Source organism: Marinobacterium sp. YM272, from assembly GCF_050908845.1.
In the GTDB taxonomy this organism is placed as follows: Bacteria; Pseudomonadota; Gammaproteobacteria; order Pseudomonadales; family Balneatricaceae; genus Marinobacterium_D.
The window spans coordinates 1,522,506-1,547,132 of record NZ_CP194171.1 but is presented as its reverse complement, the minus strand read 5'-3'; the positions used below and the strand labels follow the sequence as shown (position 1 = coordinate 1,547,132).

21 protein-coding genes are annotated in these 24,627 nt (G+C 56.2%); 16 read left to right on the top strand and 5 right to left on the bottom strand.

What is annotated here, in order from left to right; all coding sequences use genetic code 11:
- Positions 1-25: 25 nt before the first annotated feature.
- On the top strand, positions 26-1,351 hold the full coding sequence (gene guaD, locus ACQUQP_RS07145) for a guanine deaminase (RefSeq protein ID WP_432698110.1): 1,326 nt from the start codon (positions 26-28) through the stop codon (positions 1,349-1,351).
- A 441-nt stretch (positions 1,352-1,792) separates the two neighbouring features.
- Here guaD and ACQUQP_RS07140 read toward each other — a convergent pair whose 3' ends face one another.
- On the bottom strand, positions 1,793-2,494 hold the full coding sequence (locus ACQUQP_RS07140) for a GntR family transcriptional regulator (RefSeq protein WP_432698109.1): 702 nt from the start codon (positions 2,492-2,494) through the stop codon (positions 1,793-1,795).
- Between the two features lie 579 nt (positions 2,495-3,073).
- Between ACQUQP_RS07140 and ACQUQP_RS07135 the strand changes: the two genes are divergently transcribed.
- Both ACQUQP_RS07135 and ACQUQP_RS07130 read left to right on the top strand, forming a co-directional pair.
- A complete protein-coding gene (locus tag ACQUQP_RS07135; RefSeq protein ID WP_432698108.1) occupies positions 3,074-4,516 on the top strand; it encodes an NCS2 family permease in 1,443 nt (480 codons plus the stop codon).
- Between the two features lie 78 nt (positions 4,517-4,594).
- A complete protein-coding gene (locus ACQUQP_RS07130; protein WP_432698107.1) occupies positions 4,595-5,212 on the top strand; it encodes a LysE family translocator in 618 nt (205 codons plus the stop codon).
- Between the two features lie 473 nt (positions 5,213-5,685).
- On the opposite strand, the gene uraH is transcribed toward ACQUQP_RS07130, so the two are convergent.
- Positions 5,686-6,042, bottom strand: a complete 357-nt coding sequence (uraH, locus tag ACQUQP_RS07125; RefSeq protein WP_432698106.1) for a hydroxyisourate hydrolase — start codon at positions 6,040-6,042, stop codon at positions 5,686-5,688.
- 350 nt (positions 6,043-6,392) lie between these two features.
- Here uraH and puuE point away from each other — a divergent pair, with 350 nt between their 5' ends.
- The 5 genes from puuE to ACQUQP_RS07100 all read left to right on the top strand — a co-directional run bounded on the left by puuE (position 6,393) and on the right by ACQUQP_RS07100 (position 10,764).
- A complete protein-coding gene (gene puuE / locus ACQUQP_RS07120; protein WP_432698105.1) occupies positions 6,393-7,316 on the top strand; it encodes an allantoinase PuuE in 924 nt (307 codons plus the stop codon).
- A gap of 5 nt (positions 7,317-7,321) precedes the next feature.
- On the top strand, positions 7,322-7,834 hold the full coding sequence (uraD, locus tag ACQUQP_RS07115) for a 2-oxo-4-hydroxy-4-carboxy-5-ureidoimidazoline decarboxylase (RefSeq protein ID WP_432698104.1): 513 nt from the start codon (positions 7,322-7,324) through the stop codon (positions 7,832-7,834).
- Between the two features lie 106 nt (positions 7,835-7,940).
- Positions 7,941-8,927, top strand: a complete 987-nt coding sequence (gene alc, locus ACQUQP_RS07110) for an allantoicase (RefSeq protein ID WP_432698103.1) — start codon at positions 7,941-7,943, stop codon at positions 8,925-8,927.
- A 12-nt stretch (positions 8,928-8,939) separates the two neighbouring features.
- Positions 8,940-9,440 carry an ureidoglycolate lyase gene (locus ACQUQP_RS07105; RefSeq protein ID WP_432698102.1) on the top strand — a complete coding sequence of 167 codons (501 nt, stop codon included), beginning with the start codon at positions 8,940-8,942 and terminating at the stop codon, positions 9,438-9,440.
- Positions 9,441-9,582: 142 nt separating this feature from the next.
- The gene (locus ACQUQP_RS07100; RefSeq protein WP_432698101.1) at positions 9,583-10,764 is read left to right on the top strand and encodes a urate hydroxylase PuuD; all 1,182 of its coding nucleotides are present in this window, start codon (positions 9,583-9,585) and stop codon (positions 10,762-10,764) included.
- A 281-nt stretch (positions 10,765-11,045) separates the two neighbouring features.
- Here the strand turns inward: ACQUQP_RS07100 and ACQUQP_RS07095 are convergent, their stop codons facing one another.
- Complete coding sequence (locus ACQUQP_RS07095) at positions 11,046-12,038, bottom strand: IS110 family transposase (protein ID WP_432695830.1); 993 nt, start codon at positions 12,036-12,038, stop codon at positions 11,046-11,048.
- Positions 12,039-12,500: 462 nt separating this feature from the next.
- Here ACQUQP_RS07095 and ACQUQP_RS07090 point away from each other — a divergent pair, with 462 nt between their 5' ends.
- The 4 genes from ACQUQP_RS07090 (at position 12,501) to ACQUQP_RS07075 (ending at position 16,031) form a co-directional block, all read left to right on the top strand.
- On the top strand, positions 12,501-13,112 hold the full coding sequence (locus ACQUQP_RS07090) for a TetR family transcriptional regulator C-terminal domain-containing protein (RefSeq protein WP_432698100.1): 612 nt from the start codon (positions 12,501-12,503) through the stop codon (positions 13,110-13,112).
- A gap of 480 nt (positions 13,113-13,592) precedes the next feature.
- On the top strand, positions 13,593-14,711 hold the full coding sequence (locus ACQUQP_RS07085) for a hypothetical protein (protein ID WP_432698099.1): 1,119 nt from the start codon (positions 13,593-13,595) through the stop codon (positions 14,709-14,711).
- 225 nt (positions 14,712-14,936) lie between these two features.
- On the top strand, positions 14,937-15,239 hold the full coding sequence (locus ACQUQP_RS07080; protein WP_432698098.1) for a hypothetical protein: 303 nt from the start codon (positions 14,937-14,939) through the stop codon (positions 15,237-15,239).
- Positions 15,240-15,260: 21 nt separating this feature from the next.
- A complete protein-coding gene (locus ACQUQP_RS07075; protein WP_432698097.1) occupies positions 15,261-16,031 on the top strand; it encodes a hypothetical protein in 771 nt (256 codons plus the stop codon).
- Positions 16,032-16,212: 181 nt separating this feature from the next.
- Here ACQUQP_RS07075 and ACQUQP_RS07070 read toward each other — a convergent pair whose 3' ends face one another.
- Both ACQUQP_RS07070 and ACQUQP_RS07065 read right to left on the bottom strand, forming a co-directional pair.
- A complete protein-coding gene (locus ACQUQP_RS07070) occupies positions 16,213-17,118 on the bottom strand; it encodes a dienelactone hydrolase family protein (RefSeq protein ID WP_432698687.1) in 906 nt (301 codons plus the stop codon).
- A gap of 275 nt (positions 17,119-17,393) precedes the next feature.
- Entirely contained in the window at positions 17,394-18,293 is a 900-nt protein-coding gene (locus ACQUQP_RS07065; protein WP_432698096.1) for a LysR family transcriptional regulator, read from the bottom strand.
- A 148-nt stretch (positions 18,294-18,441) separates the two neighbouring features.
- On the opposite strand from ACQUQP_RS07065, the gene ACQUQP_RS07060 reads away from it, so the two are divergent.
- The 4 genes from ACQUQP_RS07060 to fdhA all read left to right on the top strand — a co-directional run bounded on the left by ACQUQP_RS07060 (position 18,442) and on the right by fdhA (position 24,411).
- Positions 18,442-19,452 (top strand): TAXI family TRAP transporter solute-binding subunit, encoded by a 1,011-nt coding sequence (locus ACQUQP_RS07060; RefSeq protein WP_432698095.1) that lies wholly within the window; start codon positions 18,442-18,444, stop codon positions 19,450-19,452.
- 94 nt (positions 19,453-19,546) lie between these two features.
- Positions 19,547-21,475 carry a TRAP transporter permease gene (locus ACQUQP_RS07055; protein ID WP_432698094.1) on the top strand — a complete coding sequence of 643 codons (1,929 nt, stop codon included), beginning with the start codon at positions 19,547-19,549 and terminating at the stop codon, positions 21,473-21,475.
- Positions 21,475-23,112 (top strand): sulfatase-like hydrolase/transferase, encoded by a 1,638-nt coding sequence (locus ACQUQP_RS07050; protein WP_432698093.1) that lies wholly within the window; start codon positions 21,475-21,477, stop codon positions 23,110-23,112. The genes ACQUQP_RS07055 and ACQUQP_RS07050 overlap by 1 nt, the downstream gene beginning before the upstream one ends.
- Before the next feature lie 99 nt (positions 23,113-23,211).
- Positions 23,212-24,411 (top strand): formaldehyde dehydrogenase, glutathione-independent, encoded by a 1,200-nt coding sequence (gene fdhA / locus ACQUQP_RS07045; RefSeq protein WP_432698092.1) that lies wholly within the window; start codon positions 23,212-23,214, stop codon positions 24,409-24,411.
- Positions 24,412-24,627: the final 216 nt, after the last annotated feature.

Sequence of the window (24,627 nt, the reverse complement as noted above, 5' to 3'; positions counted from 1 at the left end):
AATACGCAATACCGGAAAAAACCACATGACAGATACAGCCACCCATGCCAGCGGTACCACAGCCTACCGTGCCGCCATACTCCACAGCCTCGGCGACCCGGCCGAGCTCGGTCTTGAGAACAGCTACCGCTACTTTGAAGACGGCATGCTGGTCGTCGAGAACGGTCGCATCACCGCACTGGGTGACGCGGCAGAAATCGCGAAAACCCTGGGTTCAGGCACCAGCATCCACCATTACCGGGATGCCCTGATCACCCCGGGCTTTATCGACACCCATATCCATTATCCCCAGACCGGCATGATCGCCTCCTACGGCGAACAGTTGCTGGACTGGCTGGAAAATTACACCTTCCCCGCCGAACAACAGTTCGCCGACCCGGCCCATGCCGCTGAGGTCTCCGAAATTTTCGTTAACGAGCTGCTACGCAACGGCACCACCACCGCGCTGGTGTTCGGTACCGTCCATCCACAGTCGGTGGATGCCTTCTTCAGCACGGCGGAGAAACGCAATCTGCGCATGATCGCCGGCAAGGTGATGATGGACCGCAATGCACCGGAGGCGCTGACCGACACCCCGGAAACCGGTTACCGGGACAGCAAGGCGCTGATTGAGCGCTGGCACGGCAAAGGCCGCCTGCACTACGCGGTAACTCCCCGCTTTGCGCCGACCAGCAGCCCGGAACAGCTGGCCACCGCCGGACAGCTCCTGCGTGAACATGAAGGGTTGTACCTGCACACGCATTTGTCGGAAAACCGCAATGAGATCGAGTGGGTCAAGGAACTGTTCCCTGAGCAGAACGGCTATCTGGATGTGTACGACCACCACAACCTGCTCGGCAAGCGCTCGGTGTTCGCCCACGGCGTACACCTGTGTGACGAGGAGTGCCAGCGCCTGGCCGAGACCGACTCTGCCATCGCCTTCTGCCCCACCTCCAACCTGTTCCTTGGCAGCGGCCTGTTCAATCTGCCCCAGGCGGAGCAGCACAAGATCAAGGTCGGGCTGGGTACCGATGTGGGCGCCGGCACCAGCTTCTCGATGCTGCAGACTCTCAATGAGGCGTACAAGGTGATGCAGCTACAGGGCACCAAGCTGCACCCATTCAAATCGTTCTACCTGGCCACCCTGGGCGGCGCCCGCGCGCTGGAGCTGGACCAGCAGGTCGGCACCCTGGAACCGGGCAGCGAAGCGGACTTCGTGGTGCTGGATTACAACGCCACGCCACTGATGAGTTATCGCATGCAGCAGGCCAAATCGCTGGAGGAGCGCCTGTTTGTGTTGATGACGCTGGGTGATGACCGGGCGGTAAAGGAAACCTTTGCGATGGGTGAGAAGGTCTATAACCGAGATTAGCCCGGCGCCACAGTAAAGCGCCAAGAATTGCGTGGCCGCGTTGCTCCCGCTTCCCGGCGGAGAACAAAGATGCTGTAGCGCTCTAAATGCTTGCTGTCTGCCTCATCAAGATTGATGCACTCCCTTATGCCGCTTTCGCCTGCAGGCGAGTTAAGGCGCTTGTGCGGACAAGCGCCTTAACAATCCCAAACCGCCCCTGCCGCTTGATCGGCTGCGCCGATTTCCCTGTGCTTCTCGACTGAAAGAGCGGGACAGGAAACTCGGCTACGCCTCAAACAGCCTGTCCCTTGTTTCTCTTTCAGCCTGCGATGCTCGGCTGCGCAGAAGGGGAAACCTTGCTGCACTTAGCGAATTGGGCAGTAAGACTTATAAAAGGTGATTTAGATACGGCCATAAAAAAACGCCCTAGCTAGGGCGTTTTCTTGCGACCAACCGGATCGATTAGCTGGTTTTGCGACTCATCACATTGGAAAAGATCGACTTAAGATCATTCTCTTCCTTTTCATCGCCCAGGTTCAGCTTGTCCTCGATGTGATCCAGGTGATGCATCATCAGCGCGACCGACTTTTCCTTGTCACGCTGTGCGAAGGCGTCGATCAGCTCGAAGTGCTCATCATAGGAGCAGTGGGACTTGGTCTCGCCCTTTTCATACTGGGCGATGATCAGCGAGCAGAGTGAGACCAGGCTGCGCTGGAAGCTCAGCAGCGGCGGGTTCTTCGCGATTTCAGCCAGGAATAGATGAAACTCGCCGGATAAACGGATGCCCGCGCCCAGGTCGCCACGGTCAAAGCAGGCCTGCTCGTCGCGCACCATCTGCTTCAACTGTTCAATCTGGCTCGCGTCGGCGTTCTCACACACCAGTTCGGTAACCGCTTTTTCCACCACGCGGCGGGCAAAGACAATCTGCCGGGCTTCATCAAGGGTTGGGCTGGCAACGACTGCCCCCCGGTTCGGCCGCAAAACCACAACCTGTTCATAGCCGAGCCGGGCCAGTGCGCGCCGTATGATGGTACGGCTGACACCAAAAATCTCACCCAACGACTCTTCGTTCAGCTTGGTCCCCGGCGCCAGCCGCTGTTCCAGGATGGCGTCGAAGATATGTTCGTAAACGATATCGTCCTGGGTTTTCTTCTCTCCCTTCATGGGATCACTTTTCCTTACTTCCGTTAACCGACTCATAAGGCTTCATTCGCTATCTAGTCACGGCACCGAACCGGGAAAGGCCGCCGGCCGGGATATATGGGCAAATCGTACACTTTGGCTCATTTTTTGTACACATTAATCCCTGCATCTATCCCAACAAGTGATCACAACCTTTTCCTCCAGGATTGGCTCAATCCACAAAGCCCCGTCCGCAATAAGTAATTGCCCCCCGATTCCGCTCAATATCGATCTCATTCATCGATTTTAGATTTCGCTGTACGAAAAAACCTGACTCCGGGGTTGAATTTTATGTATACAATTTTAAGATCAAATAAAGCACAATTGAGCATAGCTCGATCAAGGACAGTGCCGAGGGAGGTTACGCCGAATGAAAGATCACTTCGCAGCAAAGCGCTGCCAGATCCCTGAACACTCAGGGTCACGCCAAGAAGGTAAGGATCTGTTCACCGCCTCCCGAGTTCCAGGGAATGAAACACAACATCCCGGCGAGCAGAATTAGCTGCCGTCATTTATAAAAATAAAATTGGGCCCAGAAATCCCCCTCCAGGAGATAACGTTGTGGAACGCATAGAGCAAGAAATAGCACAGGACACGACTCCGCCGGATAGCCGCCGGTTTCTAGACCGTTTTTTCAAACTTCACGAACATAAAACCGATGTACGGACCGAGGTGATCGCGGGTCTGACCACCTTTATCACCATGTCTTACATCATCTTTCTGAATCCAATCATCATGTCCAAAACGGGCATGCCGTTCGACGGACTGTTTCTGGCCACCTGTATCGGCGCCGCCATCGCCACTATTTTTATGGGTGTCTATGCCAACTGGCCGATCGGCCTGGCACCGGGCATGGGCCTTAACGCCTTCTTCACCTTTACCGTTGTCATGGAGATGGATTACAGCTGGCAGATCGCCCTGGGGGCGGTGTTCCTCTCCGGTATCCTGTTTGTGCTAATGAGTGTGACCCGGCTGCGTGAGTGGATGCTCAACAGTATTCCTCTCAGCCTGCGTCTGGCGATGACCGCCGGTGTCGGCCTGTTCCTCGGCTTTATCGGTCTGCGCTTCACCGGCCTGGTCGTGCCGAACCCGGACAACGTGGTCGCCCTGGCTGACCTGACCCACTTCGGCTTCGGCCAGTTCGGCCCGGAAGCACCGGCACTTGGCCTGCTGAGCTTTCTGCTGATCAGCATCCTCAGCTACCGCGGCGTATTCGGCTCGGTTATTCTCGGCATCGGCATCACCACCGCCATCGCTTTCATCATGGCTGCCGTACTGCCTTATGAATTCTTTACCGTCAGTGTCGACTGGGCGCCGGCTTCAGGCTTTGTGGCCTGGCCGGAGGGCGGACTGGTTGCCGTGCCGAACTTTGCCGACCTGGCCCCGGTGTTTATGCAGCTGGATATCGCCGGTGCGTTTGAAGTCGCCCTGATTCCGGTGATCATCACCTTCCTGTTCGTGAACATCTTTGACACCGCCGGCACCCTGATGGGCGTTGCCCAGCGCGCCAACCTGCAGGATGAAAACGGCAAGATCGAGGGGCTGGACAAGTCGCTGAAGGCGGACTCCATCTCCTCTGTGATCGGTACCGCCTTTGGCTGCCCGCCGGTGACCTCCTACGTGGAGTCGGCCGCCGGGGTATCAGCAGGCGGTCGTACCGGCCTCACCGCGGTGGTGATTGGCGTGATGTTCCTGTTCGGCCTGTTTCTGCTGCCGCTGGCACAGATGCTGCCCGCCTTCGCGGTGGATGGCGCCCTGATCTACGTTGCCATGCTGATGATGGGCTCACTGGCGAAAATCGACTGGGAGGATATGACCGAGTTTACGCCGGCCATTCTGACTACGATCATGATGCCGCTGACCTTCTCCATCGCCAACGGCATCGCGGTGGGCTTTGTCTCCTACACGGCGTTGAAGCTGTGCACCGGCAAAGCCGCATCGATCAGCGCAGGTGTCTGGGCGCTGACAGCGATATTTATCGCCAAGTTTATCTTCCTGCCCTGATGGCACGTTGAATGACTAAACCCTGAAACCCTGATGTGGGCCCCGGATGGTGGCCCACTTTATTTGAGTAATCCTGTTATGAGTTTTGAAAGCTGGTCCCTGTTCTGCCTGGCCTCCCTGCTGGTGATCCTGATCCCCGGCCCGCTGTCGCTGTTGATGGTGGCCAACAGCCTTAACCACGGCATCCGACGCAGTCTGCCAGCTTTCGTCGGCGGCACCCTCGCCTCACTGACCCTGCTGACAGCCTCGGCAACCGGACTTGGCGCCCTGCTGGCCGCCTCCGAGACACTGTTCTCGGTGATCCGCTATGCCGGCGCCTGCTACCTGATCTGGCTCGGTTACAAGGCCTGGCGGGAAGCGGCACAGGGCACTCAGGCCGCAGACGCCCAACCGGCCAAGCCACTGGCATCGCGGATGTTTGTGCGGGCTTTTACGCTGGGGATCAGTAACCCGAAGGATATTCTGTTCTTCGTCGCCTTCCTGCCGCAGTTCATCTCACCGGATACGGCGCTGCTGCCGCAGCTGCTGGTGATGTGCCTGAGCTGGTGTGTGCTCGACCTGATCTGCAAGCTGGCCTATGGCGGCGGTGCGCGTCTGCTGACGCCGGTGTTGAAGAACGGTCGTAACCTGGAGCACTTCAATCGTGCCAGTGCGGGATTGTTTGTGGGGATTGGGAGTGTGGTGTTGATTAAGTAACACCTTGGCTACTTGTTTGACTGGTCGGGCTTAGCCAACGAAATCATATATGACTAGCCTGGCGTCTTGGCTGGACGCGGGTTTCGCCTGCTGGCGAGTTAACGTTCTGTTACCTATGTCCCCGGTCCATACATGCGGACAAGTACCTTAACAATCCGAAGCCGCCCCTGCCGCTTGATCGGTTACGCCGATTTCCCTGTGCTTTTCGACTGAAAGAGCGGGATCTCAAACTCGCTCCTACGTCGCTCAGACAGTCGATCCCTTGTTTCTCTTTCAGTCTGTGATGCTCGGCTGCGCAGAAGGGGAAATCTCGCTGCGCTAAGCAAGATCTACTTGAACGTGCCCTGTTATTTTTCTATGCCAGTAATGCCTCAGTACTGACTGAACGATCTTTACTTCCATAGGCGCGTTTGTGAACAGCACTAAAAAAGCCGCTCGGTCTCCCGGGCGGCTTTTTACTAATTGGCGCCGACTCAGCTGCCGCGATAAGTCGAGTAGCTGTACGGGGAGATCAGCAGCGGCACATGGTAGTGTTCTTCTTCGTCGGCGATGCCGAAGCGCAGGACCACTTCATCGAGGAAGGCCGGTTCCGGCAGTTCGACGCCGCGTGCGCGGTAATAAGCGCCGACGCTGAACTGGAGCTCGTAAACACCTTTAACGAAATCCTCAGCGGCGAGTACCGGTTGGTCGCAACGGCCGTCGTCGTTGGTCACTGTCTGCTTGATCAGCTCCCGGCTCTGGTCACTGCCGATTCGGTACAGTGAAACCGGGATGTTTTCGCCGGGACAGCCGTGAGCGGAATCCAGCACATGAGTCGTCAGGTAGCCCATCGTTCGTTCTTCCTCTGTTTACTGTTTTCGGTTTAGCCAGAACTGCTCAAACGCTCTCCAGCCAATTCACACCACTATAGATCATCGGCAGACAAAAACACACAACAGAACATTTATTGTATACATTTTAAGAATTCACTTTGTGAAAACGGCCCAATGCACCGCGTAAGCGCTGGTATATCAAGGAATAACACCCTATCCAGGGTAATGGATCGTGTATTTTTTGACCATAAAGGCAAATTCCGGGTTGTAGAAATCAGAAATTTTTGTATACAATCAATGCACACTAAAAAAGAGCTCCATTGCAACCTGCTCTATCGCCACCTCTACCCTCTATAAGGAGTTGAGCCGTGAACAAAAATTACCCGCGCGACCTGATCGGATACGGCCAGAACCCGCCCCACGCACAATGGCCCAACGACGCCCGTATCGCTGTCTCTTTTGTACTGAACTACGAAGAGGGCGGCGAGCGCTGCACCCTGCACGGCGATAAAGAATCTGAAGCCTTCCTGTCCGAGATGCCTGGTGCGCAGCCGCTTGAAGGCGTGCGCCACATGAGCATGGAATCCTGCTACGAGTACGGCAGCCGTGCCGGTGTATGGCGTCTGCTGAAGCTGTTCAAGAAGCACGATATCCCGCTGACCATTTTCGCCGTCGCCATGGCCGTGGAGCGTCACCCCGAGGTGGCCCAGGCAATGGCTCAGGCCGGACACGAGATCTGCAGCCACGGCTACCGCTGGATCGACTACCAGTACACCGATGAGTCGGAAGAGCGCGACCACCTGATCCGCGCCATCGACATCATCAAGGAAGTTACTGGCGAGCGTCCGCTGGGCTGGTACACCGGTCGCACCGGCCCCAACACCCGTAACCTGGTGATGGAAGAAGGCGGCTTCATGTACGACTCCGACTCCTACGATGACGACCTGCCCTACTGGGTCGACAACAACGGCAAGGGCCACCTGGTGATCCCCTACACCCTGGATGTGAATGACATGCGCTTTGCCACCGCGCAGGGCTTCAACAGCGGTGAGCAGTTCTACCAGTACCTGAAGGACAGCTTCGACACCCTGTATGAAGAAGGCGCCGAAGCACCGAAGATGCTCTCCATCGGTCTGCACTGCCGTCTGGCCGGCCGCCCGGGCCGAATCGCCGCCCTGGCCCGCTTTATCGAGTACGTGCGCAGCCACGACAAGGTCTGGTTCTGCCGCCGTATCGATATCGCCAAACACTGGCATGAACACCATCCGTACAACCCGGAGGCGGCCAAGTGAGCGATATGACCTTTAAAACCTGCAAGCCGAGCGAAATGACCCGCGACGCGTTCGTCAGCCATTTCGGCGACATCTATGAGCACTCCGCCTGGGTAGCCGAGCAGGCGTTCGATCAGGGCAGCGACAGCTCAATCGACAGCATCGATACCCTGCAGCAGCGCATGGCCGACATCCTGCTGCAGGCCGACAGGCAGGCGCAGCTCGACCTGATCAATGCCCACCCGGACCTGGCCGGTAAGGCCGCCGTCGCCGGGGAGCTGACCGAGTCCTCCACCGCCGAGCAGGCCGGCGCAGGCATCAGCGAATGCACGCCGGAGGAGTTTGAGCGCTTCACCACCCTGAACAACGCCTACAAGGAGAAGTTCGGCTTCCCGTTCATCATGGCGGTTAAAGGCAGCAACCGGCACCAGATTCTGGCCGCCTTCGAAGAGCGTATCCACAACACGCCGGACGAAGAGTTCGAACGGGCGCTGCAGGAGATCAACAAGATCGCCCGCTTCCGTTTAGAGATTATGTAAGCGCTTAGAAATCATGTAAGCGTTTAAAAATATATAAAAATCGGGCGTCAGACCCGGATTCGCAATGCCCCTCACGTGCCCTTATTAAGCTTTAGGTAGAACAATAATGAGCAACACGAATTTCGAAAAAATGATCAACCTGGCCGACGCCCGTCTCGGCACCGAGTCCATCTTTGTTACCGATGACTGGTTTGCCGACGTGAACCGCATGTTTCAGCCGGAAGCGGCAGTCTGGAAAGAGGGCGTCTTCGATGACAACGGCAAGTGGATGGATGGCTGGGAATCACGCCGCAAGCGTTTTGAAGGCTACGACTACACCATCATCCGCCTCGGCGTACCGGGCGTGATCAGCGGTGTGGATATCGACACCTCGCACTTCACCGGTAACTTCCCGCCGTCGGCATCGCTGGAAGCCTGCTACAGCCCGGACGGCGACCCGGCCGACGATGCAGAATGGACCGAGCTGCTCGGCGCCGTCAGCCTGCAGGGTAACAGCCACCACCTGCACGCCATCGATAATGACCGCCCCTGGACTCACCTGCGCTTCAACATCTACCCGGATGGCGGCGTTGCGCGTCTGCGCGTTTACGGCACCCCGTACCTGGACTGGAAAAACGTCGCCGGCGAAGAGATCGATCTGGCCGCAGCCCTTAACGGCGGTCGCGCCCTCGCCTGCAGCGATGAGCACTTCGGCAAGATGGGCAACATCCTCAACCCGGGCCGTGGCGTGAACATGGGCGATGGCTGGGAAACCGCCCGCCGCCGTACGCCGGGTAACGACTGGGTGATCGTCGCACTGGGTCATCCAGGCGAAGTCAGCCGTATCGTTGTCGACACCTTGCACTTCAAGGGCAACTACCCGGACAGCTGCTCCATCCAGGCCTCTTACGTGAAAGGCGGTACCGATGCGCAGATCGAAACCCAGAGCCTGTTCTGGAAAGAGCTGCTGCCGCAGCAGAAGCTGGAGATGCACCAGGAGCATGAGTTCAGCTCCGAGATCAACGATATCGGCGCGATCACCCATATCCGCATCAACATCTTCCCGGATGGCGGTATCAGCCGACTGCGCCTGTTCGGCAAGATCTCAGACTGAGCGGAGCCCGGCATGTTGATCATTCGACCGGAACCCCTGACCGCCGAAGCGTTCAAGCCCTTCGGCGATGTGATCGAAACCCGTGATCGTGACTTTTTCATGATCAACAACGGCTCGACCCAGCGCTTTCACCGCCTTGCCGAGGTAATGCTCGGCCAGGCGGGGGATCGCGGCATCATCAGCATCTTCAGGGCCCAGCATACGCCCATGCCGATGCCAGTGAAGATGCTGGAGCGCCACCCGCAGGGCAGCCAGGCGTTTGTGCCGCTGAAACAGAACCCGTTCCTGGTGCTGGTGGCACCGGCCGGTGAGACGCCCGATCCCGCGTCGATCCGTGCCTTCATCACCGATGGTACTCAGGGCGTCAACTACCACACCGGCGTGTGGCACCACCCGGTGCTCACCTGCGTGGAAGAAGATGACTTCCTGGTCGTTGACCGGGAAGGCGAAGGCAACAACTGCGACGAATACTTTTTCGCAGACGAAACACAGATCCTGCTGCAGACCCCGTAAGGCTAAGGCAGGGGAAGCTAGGGGCTTGGCTCCAGCTTCCCCAACGCCCGCAAATCTAAGGCACGTCGTAGGACTTCACATAAAAAGAAAGTGTTGGCTTAAGGTGAGATCGCCAGGGCCAACCGACTATGAGGAGTAGACAATGGATCCGCATATCACTGAATGGCTCAACCTGGCCGTGCGCTGGGTTCATATGATCACCGGTATCGCCTGGATCGGTGCATCTTTCTATTTTGTCTGGCTGGAAAACCACCTGGACCGCCGCAACCCGCGTGACGGCTTGTCCGGCGACCTCTGGGCCATTCACGGCGGTGGTATCTACCACCTGGAAAAATACAAGCTGGCCCCGCCGAAGATGCCGGAGCAGCTGCACTGGTTCAAATGGGAAGCCTACGCCACCTTCCTTTCCGGTTTCGCGCTGCTGAGCGTGGTGTACTACCTCAACGCCCAGCTCTACCTGGTCGCTCCAGGTTCTGACCTGAGCTCCGCCGCCGCCATCGCCATCGGCGTGGGCAGCCTGGTTGTGGGCTGGCTGGTTTACACCACCCTGTGTGACTCTCCACTGGGTAAAACCCCTGCCCTGCTCGGTGCTGTACTCTTTGCCCTGCTGGTGTTCGCCGCCTGGGGACTGTCACAGGTATTCAGCGGCCGTGGTGCGTTTATCCATGTGGGCGCCATCATCGGCACCATCATGGTCGGTAACGTATTCCGCGTGATCATGCCGGCCCAGCGCGCGCTGGTGAAAGCGATCGAAGAAGGCCGCGAACCGGATCCGCAGCTGCCAGCCAAAGGCCTGCTACGCTCACGCCACAACAACTACTTCACGCTGCCGGTGCTGTTCATCATGATCAGCAACCACTTCCCGAGCACCTACGGCGCCGAACTCAACTGGGCCGTACTGGCGGGCATCGCAGCGCTGAGCGTACTGGTGCGTCACTACTTCAACACCCGTCACGAGTCTCAGAAATACGCCTGGACCCTACCCGCTGCCGCACTCGGCATGGTGACCCTGGCCTTTGTGGTTGCCCCGCAGAAAAACACCAGCGCGGCGCAGCCCCAGCAGGTCAGCTTCAACCAGGTATCGGAAGTGATCCACGAACGCTGCACCGTCTGCCACTCCTCCAGCCCAAGCTTCGCCGGCTTCGCCACCGCCCCGGCCGGCATCAAACTCGACAGTGCAGAAGAGATCAAACTGATGGCAGAAAAAATCCACGCCCAGGCCATCGCCACCCAGACCATGCCGCTCGGCAACGTCACCCAGATGACCCTGGAAGAGCGCGACCTGGTAGGCATGTGGATCGCCGACGGCGCCCATATCGACTGAACAATTCCCCCGCACCTTTCGCAGCCCTGTGTAAAAAGCAGGGCTTTTTTTATTGCCATCAAACCAACTGGAACGAAGTAGTTAAAACAGGGCTCGTTTTCACAAAACTACCTGAGCGCACCCAGATTCCCCTTCGACGCAGCCGAGCATCACAGCCTGAAAGAGAAACAAGGGACGTGCTGTCTGAGCCGCGAAGCGGTGAGTTTCGCGTCCCGCTCTTTCAGGCGAGAAGCACAGGGCAGTCGGCGCAGCCGACCAAGTCGTAGATACTCAGTTGAGGGTCAACCTTTCAAATGCTCATCACTGAACAATAAGGTTGAGTTGAATGCGGTTTTTGTCTGTATACAGGCCCATAGCCCAGTCAGGTACTTTCTCATGACCGCGCAAAGGGCCTGGATTTTCTTCTTGCCGCGCGATATCAGTGCTTCGTAGAAGTGCTTTGCCCTCGGGTCATGCCTCACGGCACATAAAGCAGGCATAAATAGTGCCGCGCGTAAGTATGTATTACCTGCTTTTCCCAGGCGGGAAGGTTTGTTCGCACTACTGCCGGACTGCGTTATTCGTACATCTAAACCTGCAAAACGGCTCACCTGCGGTGCTTTCAGATGCTGCGGTAATACACAGAGTTCAGCCAGTATGGCGATAGCTGATGCTTCACCGATACCTTTGGCGGCACGGATGTTCGCCAAGCTTTCTGAAAGCGCAGGGTTCTCGGCGATCAGCACCAAAGCAGCCTTACTTAACCGCTCAATACGTTGGTCCAGCAAGTCGATACCGTCCTGTTCATCCTCAAGTAGAAGCGGCATTGTGGCGCTTTTAGATTGAAGGGCATGCAGCCGGTTTTTAGCTTGTGTACGTGTAGCTGTTAGTCGATTGATTTGCCGGCCAAGATCTCTCAAGCCTAAACAGGCAGGGTCAGGAGGCGTCCAGAGCCTTGGGCTCATGCGCTCACCGTATTCAGCGAGTAGGGCAGCATCAACCGCGTCAGTCTTGCTACCCGTCAGCGTAAGCTTCGCGAAATTGTGGAAACTTTTTGGGTTGATAACCGCTACTGGAAGCCCAGCATGCGCTAGCGCTACTGCTAAATCCAAGTAGTAGATGCCAGTGGCTTCTAGCACGATTAGCTTCGGTTGAAGTAGCAGGAGCGCATCTACCGCTCTCGCATGGCCATCGGATGTTTGCTGGAACTGCTTAGCCCTAGAGGCTCGTCCGTCCACTCGACTGACGAGGTCAAATTTTTTGGCTGAGATATCGATGCCGACAAACACGCTCATTGGCTTTTACACCCCGCTACGCTTAGATCACAATGTTCACCGGTTTCCCGAACTCGTACTTGATGCTGCCTCTTCCTTGTCATACGAAGTCCAGTTTCACTGGCTTCCTGATACTCTTCGAGGTGGGCAATGAGGCAGGGAGCCTCTCTACGGACGAGGTCAGTTTGAACTGCCTCTAGGGGCGGACGGCCTCCCCGGTTACTAGTGAATGAGCTTAACGGTTCCTTGAGATCGAACATACAAGGGGCGGCTTCGGATTGTTAAGGTACTTGTCCGTACAAGTACCTTGACTCGCCAGCAGGCGAAACCTGCATCTATAAGAACCAAGAGATATCCGGCGCTACCGATAGAAAACAAGCAACCCAGCTCCATATAGCTCCGGCCTTGAGGCAACTTTTCCCCAAGTGCTAACATGCGAAAAAAAATAAACCCCAAAGTCAAAAACCGGGAAGCCACCATTTGATGTCGAGAATCAGTGAACACAATCGAGAACTGATCATCCAGGCAGCCAGCGAAATCTTCGCCGACCAGGGCTATGCCGCCACCAAAATCATCGACATCGCCAAGCGCGCCGGGCTGCCCAAGCCCAACATCTACTACTACTTCAAGAGCAAGGAAAACCTCTACCGCAGCGTTATCGAAAGCGTCATCGACCCACTGCTGCAGGCCGCCCAGCCCTTCTATGAAAACGGCGACCCCGCCACCGTATTGGCGCAATATATCCGCGCCAAGATCAAAGTCTCCCAGCAGCACCCCCACGCCTCCAAGGTATTCGCCAGCGAGATCATGCACGGCGCCCCTCACCTGCCCGAGGATATCGCCGAAAAGATGATGGAGCAGACGCTCCAGAGCAGCACCAAGATCCAGGACTGGATCGACCAGCGCCTGATGGACCCAGTCGATCCCCAGCACCTGCTGTTTACCCTCTGGGCATCCACCCAGACCTACGCCGATTTCGACTGGCAGATCTCCAAGGTGACCGGTAAAGAGCAGATGTCCCAGAGCGATTACGATCTGGCGGCAGAGCAGTTGACACAGGTGATATTGAAAGGGTGTGGGGTGAAAGCACCTTGAGCTCGTAACCGTTTACTACAGTCAGGTGAAAATACCAGCCGTTCACACCGCTTCCCTCAAAGTCATTCCCCTTTGAAACTTGGACTTTTGCGTAGGGGTAGCTAAACTCTTTTTAGCGTCAGACAGGCAGTAGACGCAAAACAAAGCACGCAAAAGATCCAAAGGGACTGATTGATGGATATTTGCAACTCACACCCGTTGCTGGCGGGAATTCCAACTCCTTTCGATAGAAGTTCCGAACCGGGCCTTTACACACCTTGCTCAAGTGCGAATAGTAATAACCTTTCACCTGTCTGCCTGTCGGGACGAGTACCCTTTATTCGACTGCCACTGAGCAGCATGTCTTTTTCAAAATCAATTTCAAACAGTTACAGATGATTCGATCATAACCACTGGATTAGAAGGTATTCCCGCTAATAATTATTATTAGGTCATAGACCTCATTAACGGGCTGCTAATCACTTTAAAAAGGAGTTTATCATGCCTACGGTAACCAGTTTTACAATTGATTTTGACAGCCCCGAAATTCGTGAATTTACCCGCTCTACTGAAACTACGTTAAAAGATCCGAGCTATGGCAAACAGCGCGACTATCTGATCCACGAGGGCTATGCAGAGACAGCGCTAACCCGCCAAGGCCCACCTTTTAACCCCGCCGACCACGTTCCCCTGGATCAAACAACTGGGACGAACGGCGTTCTTGGTGTGATGCAAGCTGAGATTCGCACTTATGATCTAGTTGAAATCGCCACCCTCGCCATTCATTCCCAGGTCGAAACCCAGATCATTCATTCTCAAGCTGTCGAGGTGGTTGTTTGGCACGAGCTCTTTCTAGCCCCAGGTCTTAGCGCACAAGAAGCACAAAATATTCGTGACGCCTTTTCCGCTTATGTTGACGGGCCAGGAACTAACCCGGACGACTTTGCCACGGACAACGGAATCCCGGCAGGTAATTATGAGGCAATGGTCTACTTTGAACTACGCAAAAGCGGTCAACCCCACGTGGACGATCGCCAGGACCGTTCCATAGTCGGGTATTACGTGCAGGATGAGGTTTTTCAGTTGAAGTACCGAAACAGCCGTTATGAAGACGTGCGCGAGCGCGATGATGGGGCAGTTGAGGTTGACGACCCCGAGGATACTGTTGGCGCGATCGATATTATCCGGGACATTGTCGAAGACAGCCCAGCAATGAATTGCGAGCATATAGATTACAAACAGGAACGTATTGCAACACTGATCCAATATCCCGAGTTCAAGATCGTCTGGCGACGTGTGGTAATCAAGGTCGGCTGTGTGCGAATTTCTCTCAAGCTACCCCAGCTGTATTATCGCAATACTAAACGCGTTCTTTATGCAGTGCTCGCCCACCGCGCCGATGTTGATCAGATCGTGATTGATGTTATCGTCTATTGCCTAAAAAGATCAGCCCTTGCAGCCACAATTGCGGGACTTGTAACGGCCAATGTGGGCGTGGCGGCCGCGGCCTTTAAGGCGCTGTTTCTCGAATGTATTAAGCAGCAACTACACACATATATGAAATGCTTGTTGCCCGATTTGACCTTACTCAAGAAAAAAAGCGACTGGCACCCGGTCTAAAAAGGCGTCGCGAGGGGTTTAGTAGCGAAACTGGGGCGGGCCAAAAATGGCCCTTTAGAGCTCTAAGCTGATGGATCAGAGAAAGGGCATGCGTAGCAGGCCTACACAGTTGACAGCCTGAGCATTTCTTTCCAAAGGTTAACATTCACATGCACTCGACCTTCGGGTCGCTACCGCTTCCCTCTGCCTGGTAAGGTGAGGCGTTAGATTCACAAGGAGATTAAGTTGAGCCACGAAGAGTATGACGAGGATGAAATTGCTGAGGCTGAACGTGCCGAAAGTTTGGTTAATGCGGTAATTGAGCGTTGTAAAGAAGCAGAAATTGAATATAAGGATCTTTGTGAACGTGAAGAGTTTGGGGTGACAGATGTCAGCCTGTCTATTTACTTGCCATCTGGCCGAATGAAACGTGATATTTCACTGTGGGATATTGATGATCTTGAGCAGCTACTTTCTATCGAGTTTGAGAAATACACAATTGTAGAAATAGGGGTCAGAGCCCTATTTCCTGCTAACCATCGCTTATAACGCTAGGACTCAGGAGTAAGAATGGATTCAGTAAAGCTTCGACATTTATTGTCGGAAAAGATAAGCACTCTTGACAATGAACAAGTCGCATACCTTTTAAGCGTCGCATTTCTGCTCTTAGTTCCTTTGATTGCTAAGTTTAGTGACTTCCCTGCCTATTGGCTTAGCTTCGGGGCTTGCATATGTGGGTTAGCGTTATACGTAATAGATCTCGCTGAGACATTCACAAATAATATCTTTGGAAAATCTATTGCCAGCGTCTTCATAGTTGGTTGTACTACCTTCAACTTGGGTATGGCTCATGCGTTCGTAAATGGTGCATTGGAAGCACCAGTCAGCCCTTTTGGATACACAATTACATTGAGTGCAATCTTATCGATACCTTATACTGCAGCTTTGTTTCTAGCATTTACTTTTGCTTTCTGGATGTTGTTATTGATTTTAGTGTCGTGCCTATCACTAAATAAATTTTCGTTAAAAAAACTATTGAGCTTATCGCACGTCAAAGAGTTATTCGCAAATAATCCAATTACATTATTTGGTCGTGTATTCAGTGCAATTGTTTTGTTTTCCGTGTCTCTTAACTTTCTTCAAAATAACGAAGGTTACATGAATGCGACATCAGACTTTATCCGATGGTTTGCATATAGCTTTGAAATGGAAATGTACTCATATTGTGACGTCAGCGCTGACCAAAAAGTAGCATACCTTAGCGGCAATAAGATTGTCCTCGCTACAGAAAAAGAAGATTCTTATACGTTTACAGTAGGTGATTGCGAAGTTGATTTATAACAAACGAATAATAGGGTCAGAGCCCTATTTTTGATATGCCCTACCCGGGCTGTTTACCTCCACCTGGCGTTACCTGTGCGTAGGGTCACTCTGCTGCTCAATCCAACAAGCCAACGCCTGATAAATAAAAAGGCCTAGCGCATCAGCACCAGCCCTTCTTTATAAACCACTCTGTCCGTTATTATCCTTTCAGTTTCTCATCAAAAAACTGCAGCGTACGGCTCCAGGCCAGTTCGGCGCTTTCCTCGTTATAGCGGGACGTCGAATCGTTATGGAAGCCATGGTTCACGTCAGGATAAACATACGCCGTGTAGTCAACGTCCGCCTGCTTTAACGCCGCTTCATAATCAGGCCAGTAACCGTTCACCCGCGTATCCAGACCGGCAAAATGAAGTAGCAGAGGCGCTTTAATAGCCGCAACATCAGAACTCGGCGGTGTACCATAAAAAGGTGCCCCTGCGTCGATGACATCGGGCAGCGTTGCAGCCAATTCGTTCGTCAGATAACCGCCGAAGCAGAATCCCACCATCCCGACCTTCCCCGTACTCATTTCGTGAGTTTTCAGCAGCCGAGCACCAGCTTTAAAGTCCTCTTCAATTTTGCCGCGGTCAAGTTCCTTCTGCATCGCCCGCCCCTCGTCATCGTTACCGGGATAGCCTCCCAGCGAGAACAATGCATCCGGCGCCAGCGCAATATAGCCGGCCTTGGCAAGACGCCGCGCCACATCCTCGATGTACGGGTTAAGACCTCGGTTCTCATGGGCTACCAACACAGCAGATGCGGGTTGATCAGCGCTGACACCGGTGGGGACGACCAGATATCCTCCGGCCCGCCCATATCCATCGGGCGAATCGAACTCGACGTATGTCGCCTTAATATCGGGATCATTGAACGACACCTGTTCGGCCAATGCGTAGTTGGGTAACAAACCTTTTGCCAAGCTAGCCGCGCTCAGCCCTGCAATCCCCAGCGTTCCAAGTCGCTGCAAAAAGGTACGGCGGTCTATGTCGCCATGCGCATATTCGTCGTACCAATCAAACGCCTCCTGCGGAATTTCCGGTTGTCCGATCTTTCCCACGCCGTGCATGCCTGTCATCGTTTTCTCCCCTGAAAAAGTGCATCCAACTGAGTGTAGACACTTTATGGGAATCAGACAGTTGCTCAGCTCGTCTGCGACTGCCCCTACTGAGGACACTCTCGGCAAGGGCTTTACCAAGCTCGTTTGAAAATAGGAGTCAGAGCCCTGTTTCCCAATCCAGCCAAAAGATCGGCTATGGTTTCTGCCTTACGACTTTTAAGGCCAAAGATTACCCCGCACCATCCACCAAGCCCGCGGTCTGAATACCTTCCAGCAAACCACCTTCATTCTTCCTGCAGTACCTGCATTACCGTGTCACGAATGTTCTCGACCAGTCCCTGAAACTTGCCGTCGCGACGATGCCAGAGGTAGAGATGGCGATAGCCGAAGTCGGCATCGATCGGCAAGCGTTTGAGGCCGTAATCCTGCTGCGCCTGCCGGGTCAGCCTCACGGGCATCAGACTCAGGTAGTGCCCCATCGTCATGGAATTAAAGCAGATCATGACATCGCCACTGAGCGCGATCGCTGTGTTAAAGCGCTGAATACCCGCTCTGAGTAACGGCTCGACCGGGGATTCATCCAGGAAGGCGTAGGTCGCCAGGTTTATCCAGTCATAACCATCTAGATCGGATGCATCTAACTTGTCGGCCTGCGCCAGCGGATGGGAGGCTGACGCGAAGACGGCCACTTCGTCCTCGAACAGGCGTATGCGCTCAATCTCAGGCCGGGCAGTCGGCACCGCTGGCCCTATCACCACATCGAGCTGCCCCCGGTTGAGCTGGTCAATGGCGGTCCACGGCGTTCCCACCTGGATCATCAGCGACAGCTCTGGCATCTGAGCTTTAAGGCTTGCAGTCACCCGGTGCATAAGCAGCGCTGCCACCAGGGGGCCGACACTCATGCGAATTTCCGACTCCATGCCAAGGCCATGGCGCACCGCTATCTGCTGTACATTTCGCACCGCATCAGCAATGACTCGCCCTTCCCGCGCCAGTGCTTCACCGAGTTCGGTCTGACGCACACCGTGCCGGCTGCGGCTAAACAGACTGGCACCGACCTGCATCTCCAGCGTCTGCATGTTTTTTGTCAGTGTCGGCTGGGTGATGTTGAGCTGCTGTGCTGCCAGGTTGATCGAACCGCAATCCAGCACGGCCGCCAGTTGAACTAAATGCTTGGGCTCCATAGTGACTCCGGGGAGGTACCTTGTATCAGGGCGGCACCTTATATTCTTTTTTTTATGTTTAAGAGTTTAAAAACCCATTATACGAATTTATCTCCATGACGCAGACTTGATTCACGACAATGCACTAATAAAAAAATAAGAGGTGTTCATGAAAAAAACAGTCGCCGTTCTCGGTACACTCTGCGCTCTTTCTGTTTCGATGTCTCCGGCCGGCGCCGAAACCCTGCGCCTGGATGCCGGCAGCGCCTCCTCGGTTACCGGCATCCTCCCGCAGGCGATCGCCCAGTACACCGCCAAGGAAGATATCAACCTGGAGGTCATACTGGGCCAGACCCTGACCAAGTCGATCATGAAGCTGGCTGCAAACCGCCTCGATGCATCCCTGGTACCGCCACCCGCCTTCAGCGCCATGAGCAAGGGTGTTGGTCCCTACGCCCAGCAGGCTGAACCGGCCAAAAAGCTGGCCGGCGAGGTTCGCTCTCTGACCGGGCTCCCGGGCAGCACCTACCACGCCATCACCTGGGCAGATTCAGGTATCGAGGACTGGGATGATGTGCGCGGCAAGCGTGTATTCGTCGGCCCACCGGCAGGTGCCGCCAACATGCAGATTATCGGCATGATTGAAGTGGCCTCCGGGCTTGAGCCGGAAAGCGACTACGAGGCGGTCCGCGCGCCCTGGAATATCGCTATCCAGGGATTCCAGGACGGCCAGTACGATGTATTGGTAACCAGCGCCCCCGTCGGGCAGCAGTCGATTAACGAACTGAGCCTGCAACGTGAGATCCGTATTCTCGGTATCCCCAAAAGCGTCCTCGGCACTGAGGCGTGGAAGGACTACAGCGACACAGCCTACATGACCAGCTCAGTGATCCCGGCCAACACCTACGCCGGCCAGGTGAACAGTGATGAAGATATCCTGACCGGTTCGAACATCATGTACCTGGCGGTTAACCGCAAGATGGATGACGATATCGCCTACCGCTTTACCAAGGCCTATTGGCAAAACATCGACGCCATCAAGACCTCTAACGCTCTGTTGGGCGACACCAACACCAGCGACCCCTTCGCCGGCATCAATGCGCCGCTTCACCCCGGCGCAGTCAAGTACTACCAGGAAGCCGGTATCGAGATCCCGGAGACACTGCTGGTCAAGCAGTAATCCCGGTCGGTATTGCCGTTTGAGCGCCTGTTAAGGCGCACTCAGCCCGGGCCAGAGCGGCCTGGGCAACTCTCACGCGCAAATGAGTATCACCATGTCCAATTGCACTAATAAACTGCAGTACCTGATCTGGGTACTGGGGGGCCTGCTGGCCTTTCTGGGCCTGGCCAATGTCATGCCGGGCTACGCCTCCATACCCCGTATTGGGCCCTTCGGCCTAGAATGGTTCCGGCCCCTGTTTTTCTTCCTCTGCGTGGCCATTGGCGTCGTTTACGGCTGGCAGCGTACCCTGACCGTGGGACGGTCGCTGCCGATCTGGCGTATTCTGCTGGACCTCATCGCGCTGGTAATCGTTGCCTACTGCTGCATGCGTTACTACGAGGTCGGCGTGCAGATGATCAAGTCGATTGTATTCTTCGATGTTGCCGACGCCCTGGTTGCCGTCGCTGCAGTCGCCGTAGCTACCCTGCTGTGCTGGCGTCTCTGGGGTGCGCCTATCGCCATTATCGGCCTGCTGGCATTTGCCTATCTGAGCACCGGCGATTACTGGCCGGGCATTCTCGGTACGTCCGGCGGGGACCCGATCGACAACCTCGCCGAGAACCTCTGGTTCAGTGCCGATAATGGCCTGATGGGCAGCATCTTCGGGATCATCCTCAGCACAGTCCTGCCGTTTATCATTCTCGGTGCGGTACTCGACGGCTGTGGCGCGGGCGATTCGATGATTCGTATCTCCTTCGCGCTGATGCATCGCTTCCGCGGCGGACCCGCCTACTCCGCGATTCTTGCATCTGCCATGTTCGGTACCGTTTCGGGCAGTGCGGTGGCCAATGTTGTGGGCACCGGCGTTGTCACTATTCCGATGATCCGCAAGCGCGGTTTCTCCGGCAACTTTGCCGGCGCACTTGAAGCGACCGCTTCAACAGGCGGGCAGATTCTGCCGCCGATCATGGGTGCTGCAGCACTGGTCATGGCTGACTATATCGGCGTCAGCTACCTGACCATCATCGTCGCGGTATTGATTCCGGCACTGGCCTACTACGCCAGCCTTTTCCTGGCGGTCTACTTCGAGGCACGCAAACTGGGTGTCGAGGCCAACGAACAGGACATGCCAGATCCGGTAACCCGCCAGGACTGGATCAACCTGCTGCTGATCGTCGCCCCCCTGGCGATCATCGTCGTGCTGCTGATTCAGGGCGCCTCTCCTGCAGGTGCGTCGATCACCGCTATTTTCGCGCTGCTGCCGCTGAGCCTGATCAATCCGCAGATCCGGCGCCAACCCTACCGACTCCTGTGCGCTCTGGCCGAGGGTGGCATCACGGTTGGACGCCTGGGTATCGCAATTGCGATCGTGGGCATCATCGTCGCCTCGATGTCATCCACCGGCATTCCGACCAAGTTTGCGGTGCTGCTGTCCAGTGCTTCGGAATATTCGCTTCTGGTGGCACTGATGATCACCGCGATCGGCTGCATCATACTAGGCATGGGCATGCCGACGCTGCCGGCCTATATCGCCATCATCGTCGTCATGGGCCCCACGTTGCAGGCGTTCGGCCTGGAGATGATCACCGCTCACATGTTCGTGTTCTTCTTCGGTGTCGCCTCGGCCATCACCCCGCCGGTAGCGATCGCAGCCTTTGCCGCAGCGTCGATATCCCAGGGCTCGCCGATGGCCACCGCCGTGACCAGTACCCGCATCGCCGCGATGATCTTCCTGATTCCGTTCGCGTTCGTTTACAACCCGCTGATGCTGACGGTGCCCGAAGCCGGTGGCGTATTCAGCCTGGGCGCCTATCTGTGGATGCTGGCACAGCTGGCACTGGCCCTCTATCTGGCCGGCAGTGCCCTGGCCCGCTTTGATCAGCACGCACTGGGACACCTGTCGGTTCTGACCCGTTTCGCCCTGGCGATACTGCTGCTTTCGCCCTTCCAGATTCCAAGCATTGCGGCTGCTGTACTGGGCCTTGGCATGCTGGTCCTACACCGTACCAAACAAGTAAAACTGCAAGAGGCGCTTAGCTGATGTCTGTGAAAAACATCCTCTTCATCATGATCGACCAGCTGCGCTGGGATGCCCTCTCCTGCTATGGCAACCAGGTGGTCAACACGCCCAATATCGACCGGCTAGCCTCAAAAGGGGTTCGTTTCACCAACGCCTACACCCAGGGCACCAGCTGCGGTAATTCGCGGGCCTCGATATACACAGGGCGCCACGTTCGCTCCCACGGCGCGACCTGGAACGACTGGCCCTTCCGCCTCGACGAGTGGACCCTGGCCGATTACATGCGTGAGCAAGAGCGCCAGGTTGTTCTGCTCGGCAAGACCCACATGAAACCGGACCGTGACGGCATGGCGCGCCTGGGCATCGATCCGCAATCGGACCAGGGCCGTGCTCTCACCAACGCCGGCTTCATTGAAGGCGAGCACGACGACGGCATTCATCCGGAGGGGCCGGCGGGCCCCTACTCAAGCCGGGAGCCGCGCTACAACGATTACCTGCGCGAGCAGGGTTTCAACGGCCGCAACCCCTGGCTCGAGTGGGCCAACGCCGCCGATAGCGATGAGGGCACGCCGTTATCCGGCTTCTACATGGAGAACGCGCACCGCCCGGCCCGGGTACCTGCGGAGCACTCGGAAACCGCCTACCTGACGGGACGGGCTATCGAAACCATTGATGCGCTCGGCGATAATCCCTGGTGCCTGCACTTATCCTATATCAAGCCGCACTGGCCCTATCTGGCGCCAGCGCCCTACCACGACCTTTACCGGGGCTGCGAGCTGCCGGCACCGGTACGTTCGAAAAGCGAGTTGGAGAATCCGCACCCGCTGGTACAGGCGTTCATGCAGCTTGGCGTCGCCCGCACCTTCCAGGATGTCGAAAAACGCAATCACGTACTGCCTGCCTACTACGGCCTGATCAAGGAACTGGACGATCAGATCGGACGGCTGTTTGCGTACCTTGAGAGCAGTGGCCAGGCCGGACATACGCTGATTGCCCTGACCGCTGACCACGGCGACTACTTCGGCGACCACTGGCTCGGCGAGAAGGACCTGTTCCACCAGCCGTCAGTGAAGATCCCGCTGATCATCCATGATCCCAGCGCGGCCGCTGACAGTACCCGGGGCCAGACCTGTGACGCCCTGACCGGTGCCATCGATCTGCTGCCTACCTTTATCGAGGCCGTTGGTGGTAAACCGCCGGAACACCGCCTGGAGGGCCATTCGCTGCAGCCCTGGCTCCACAGCGAAGCCAACTTGCCGGCGCGCTCGGTCATCTTTTCCGAAGGTGACTACGGACGCCTGCCGGTGGCAAACCAACTCGGCGTCGATCCGCTGAAAGCTCGCACGACCATGGCATTTGACGGCCGTTACAAGCTGGTGCACTGCCTGGGTCTGCCGGACATGCTGTTCGATCTGCACAACGATCCGAACGAGTTCATCGATCTGGGCCGCGACCCCGGATACGCGGCTATCCGCCAGCAACTGCGCGAGCAGATGCTCGACTGGAGCGCGTGCCTGCGTAACCGCTCTACCGTCAGCCGGGAGAAGGAGCAGTCCCTGACCGGCCTGTCCCGTCGCCAGGGGATTCTGGTTGGAGTCTGGTCTGGCAGCGAGTTGCCAGACTCGGTCCGCCCGCCAGCCGAGGTCGGCGTGTTTTAACCAGATCAAACGGACTATCCAGGCAGATATCACTTAACAAGCGCCGGGCGCGAAAGCGCCAACGTTCTAGCCCTCCACAACATAATAAAGGAGATAAAAATGGGAATATCAACGGATAACCGAGGCGTCGTATACAAGGAACCGGGCACGGTTGCCGTCGAGTCTATCGCCTTCCCGGAACTGGCTCTGGGCAAGCGCAAGTGTGATCACGGTGTCATCCTGAAAGTCGTCACAACCAACATCTGCGGCTCTGACCAGCACATGGTGCGTGGCCGTACCACAGCCCCCTCTGGCCTGGTTCTGGGTCACGAAATCACCGGACAGATCATCGAATGCGGACGCGACGTGGAATTCCTCAGCGTCGGCGATATCGTATCCGTACCGTTCAACATCGCGTGCGGCCGCTGCCGTAACTGTAAAGAAGGCAACACCGGCATCTGCCTGAACGTAAACCCGGCCCGTCCGGGCGCCGCATACGGCTACGTCGACATGGGCGGCTGGGTCGGTGGCCAGGCGGAATACGTCATGGTGCCTTACGCTGACTTCAACCTGCTGAAATTCCCGGACAAGGATCAGGCACTGGAGAAGATCAAGGATCTGACCCTGCTGTCTGACATTCTACCCACCGGCTTTCACGGCTGCGTCACTGCGGGCGTAGGTCCGGGTTCCACCGTTTACATCGCCGGCGCCGGCCCTGTTGGCCTGGCAGCAGCAGCGTCTGCCCACCTGCTTGGCGCTGCCTGCGTCATCGTCGGTGACATGAACATGGAACGCCTGAAGCAGGCTGAGAGCTTTGGCTGCGAAACCATCGACCTGACCGAAGATGGCGATATGGCTGACAAGCTGGAAGCGATCCTTGGCGAGCGTGAAGTGGATGCATTCGTTGACTGCGTCGGCTTTGAAGCACACGCCTGTGGCTGTAACCACGGCAAGGAAGCGCCGGCTACCGTACTGAACTCTGCCATGCAGCACACCCGTGCCGGCGGTCAGATCGGTATTCCGGGTCTGTACGTGACTGAAGACCCGGGTGCGGTTGACGATGCGGCCAAGCATGGCGCACTGAGCATGCGCTTTGGCCTGGGCTGGGCGAAGTCCCACTCCTTCCACACCGGCCAGTGCCCGGTCATGAAGTACCACCGTCCGCTGATGCAGGCGATCCTGTTCGACAAGATCAAGATTGCTGACGCGGTCAACGTACAGATGATCAACCTGGACCAGGCGCCGAACGGCTACGCCGATTTCGACGGTGGCGCCGCAAAGAAATTCGTTATCGATCCGCACGGAACCGTCGCGGCCTAGTAAGACCGGCGACAGTGCTCCCCTTCGCACTGTCGCCAGCTCGGCCCGAACACTGCCCCCGATCGCTACCGGAGTGGACAGGTTTTTGCCGCCCGAAGAAAACCTAAAAAGTGTTTGGGTATTTCCATTGGGGATATACAGGAGAAAAAGCACTTACTACGTCGTGAATAAAATCAATGTAAATATTTTATCAATTAGCGACCTGAAAAATAAAAA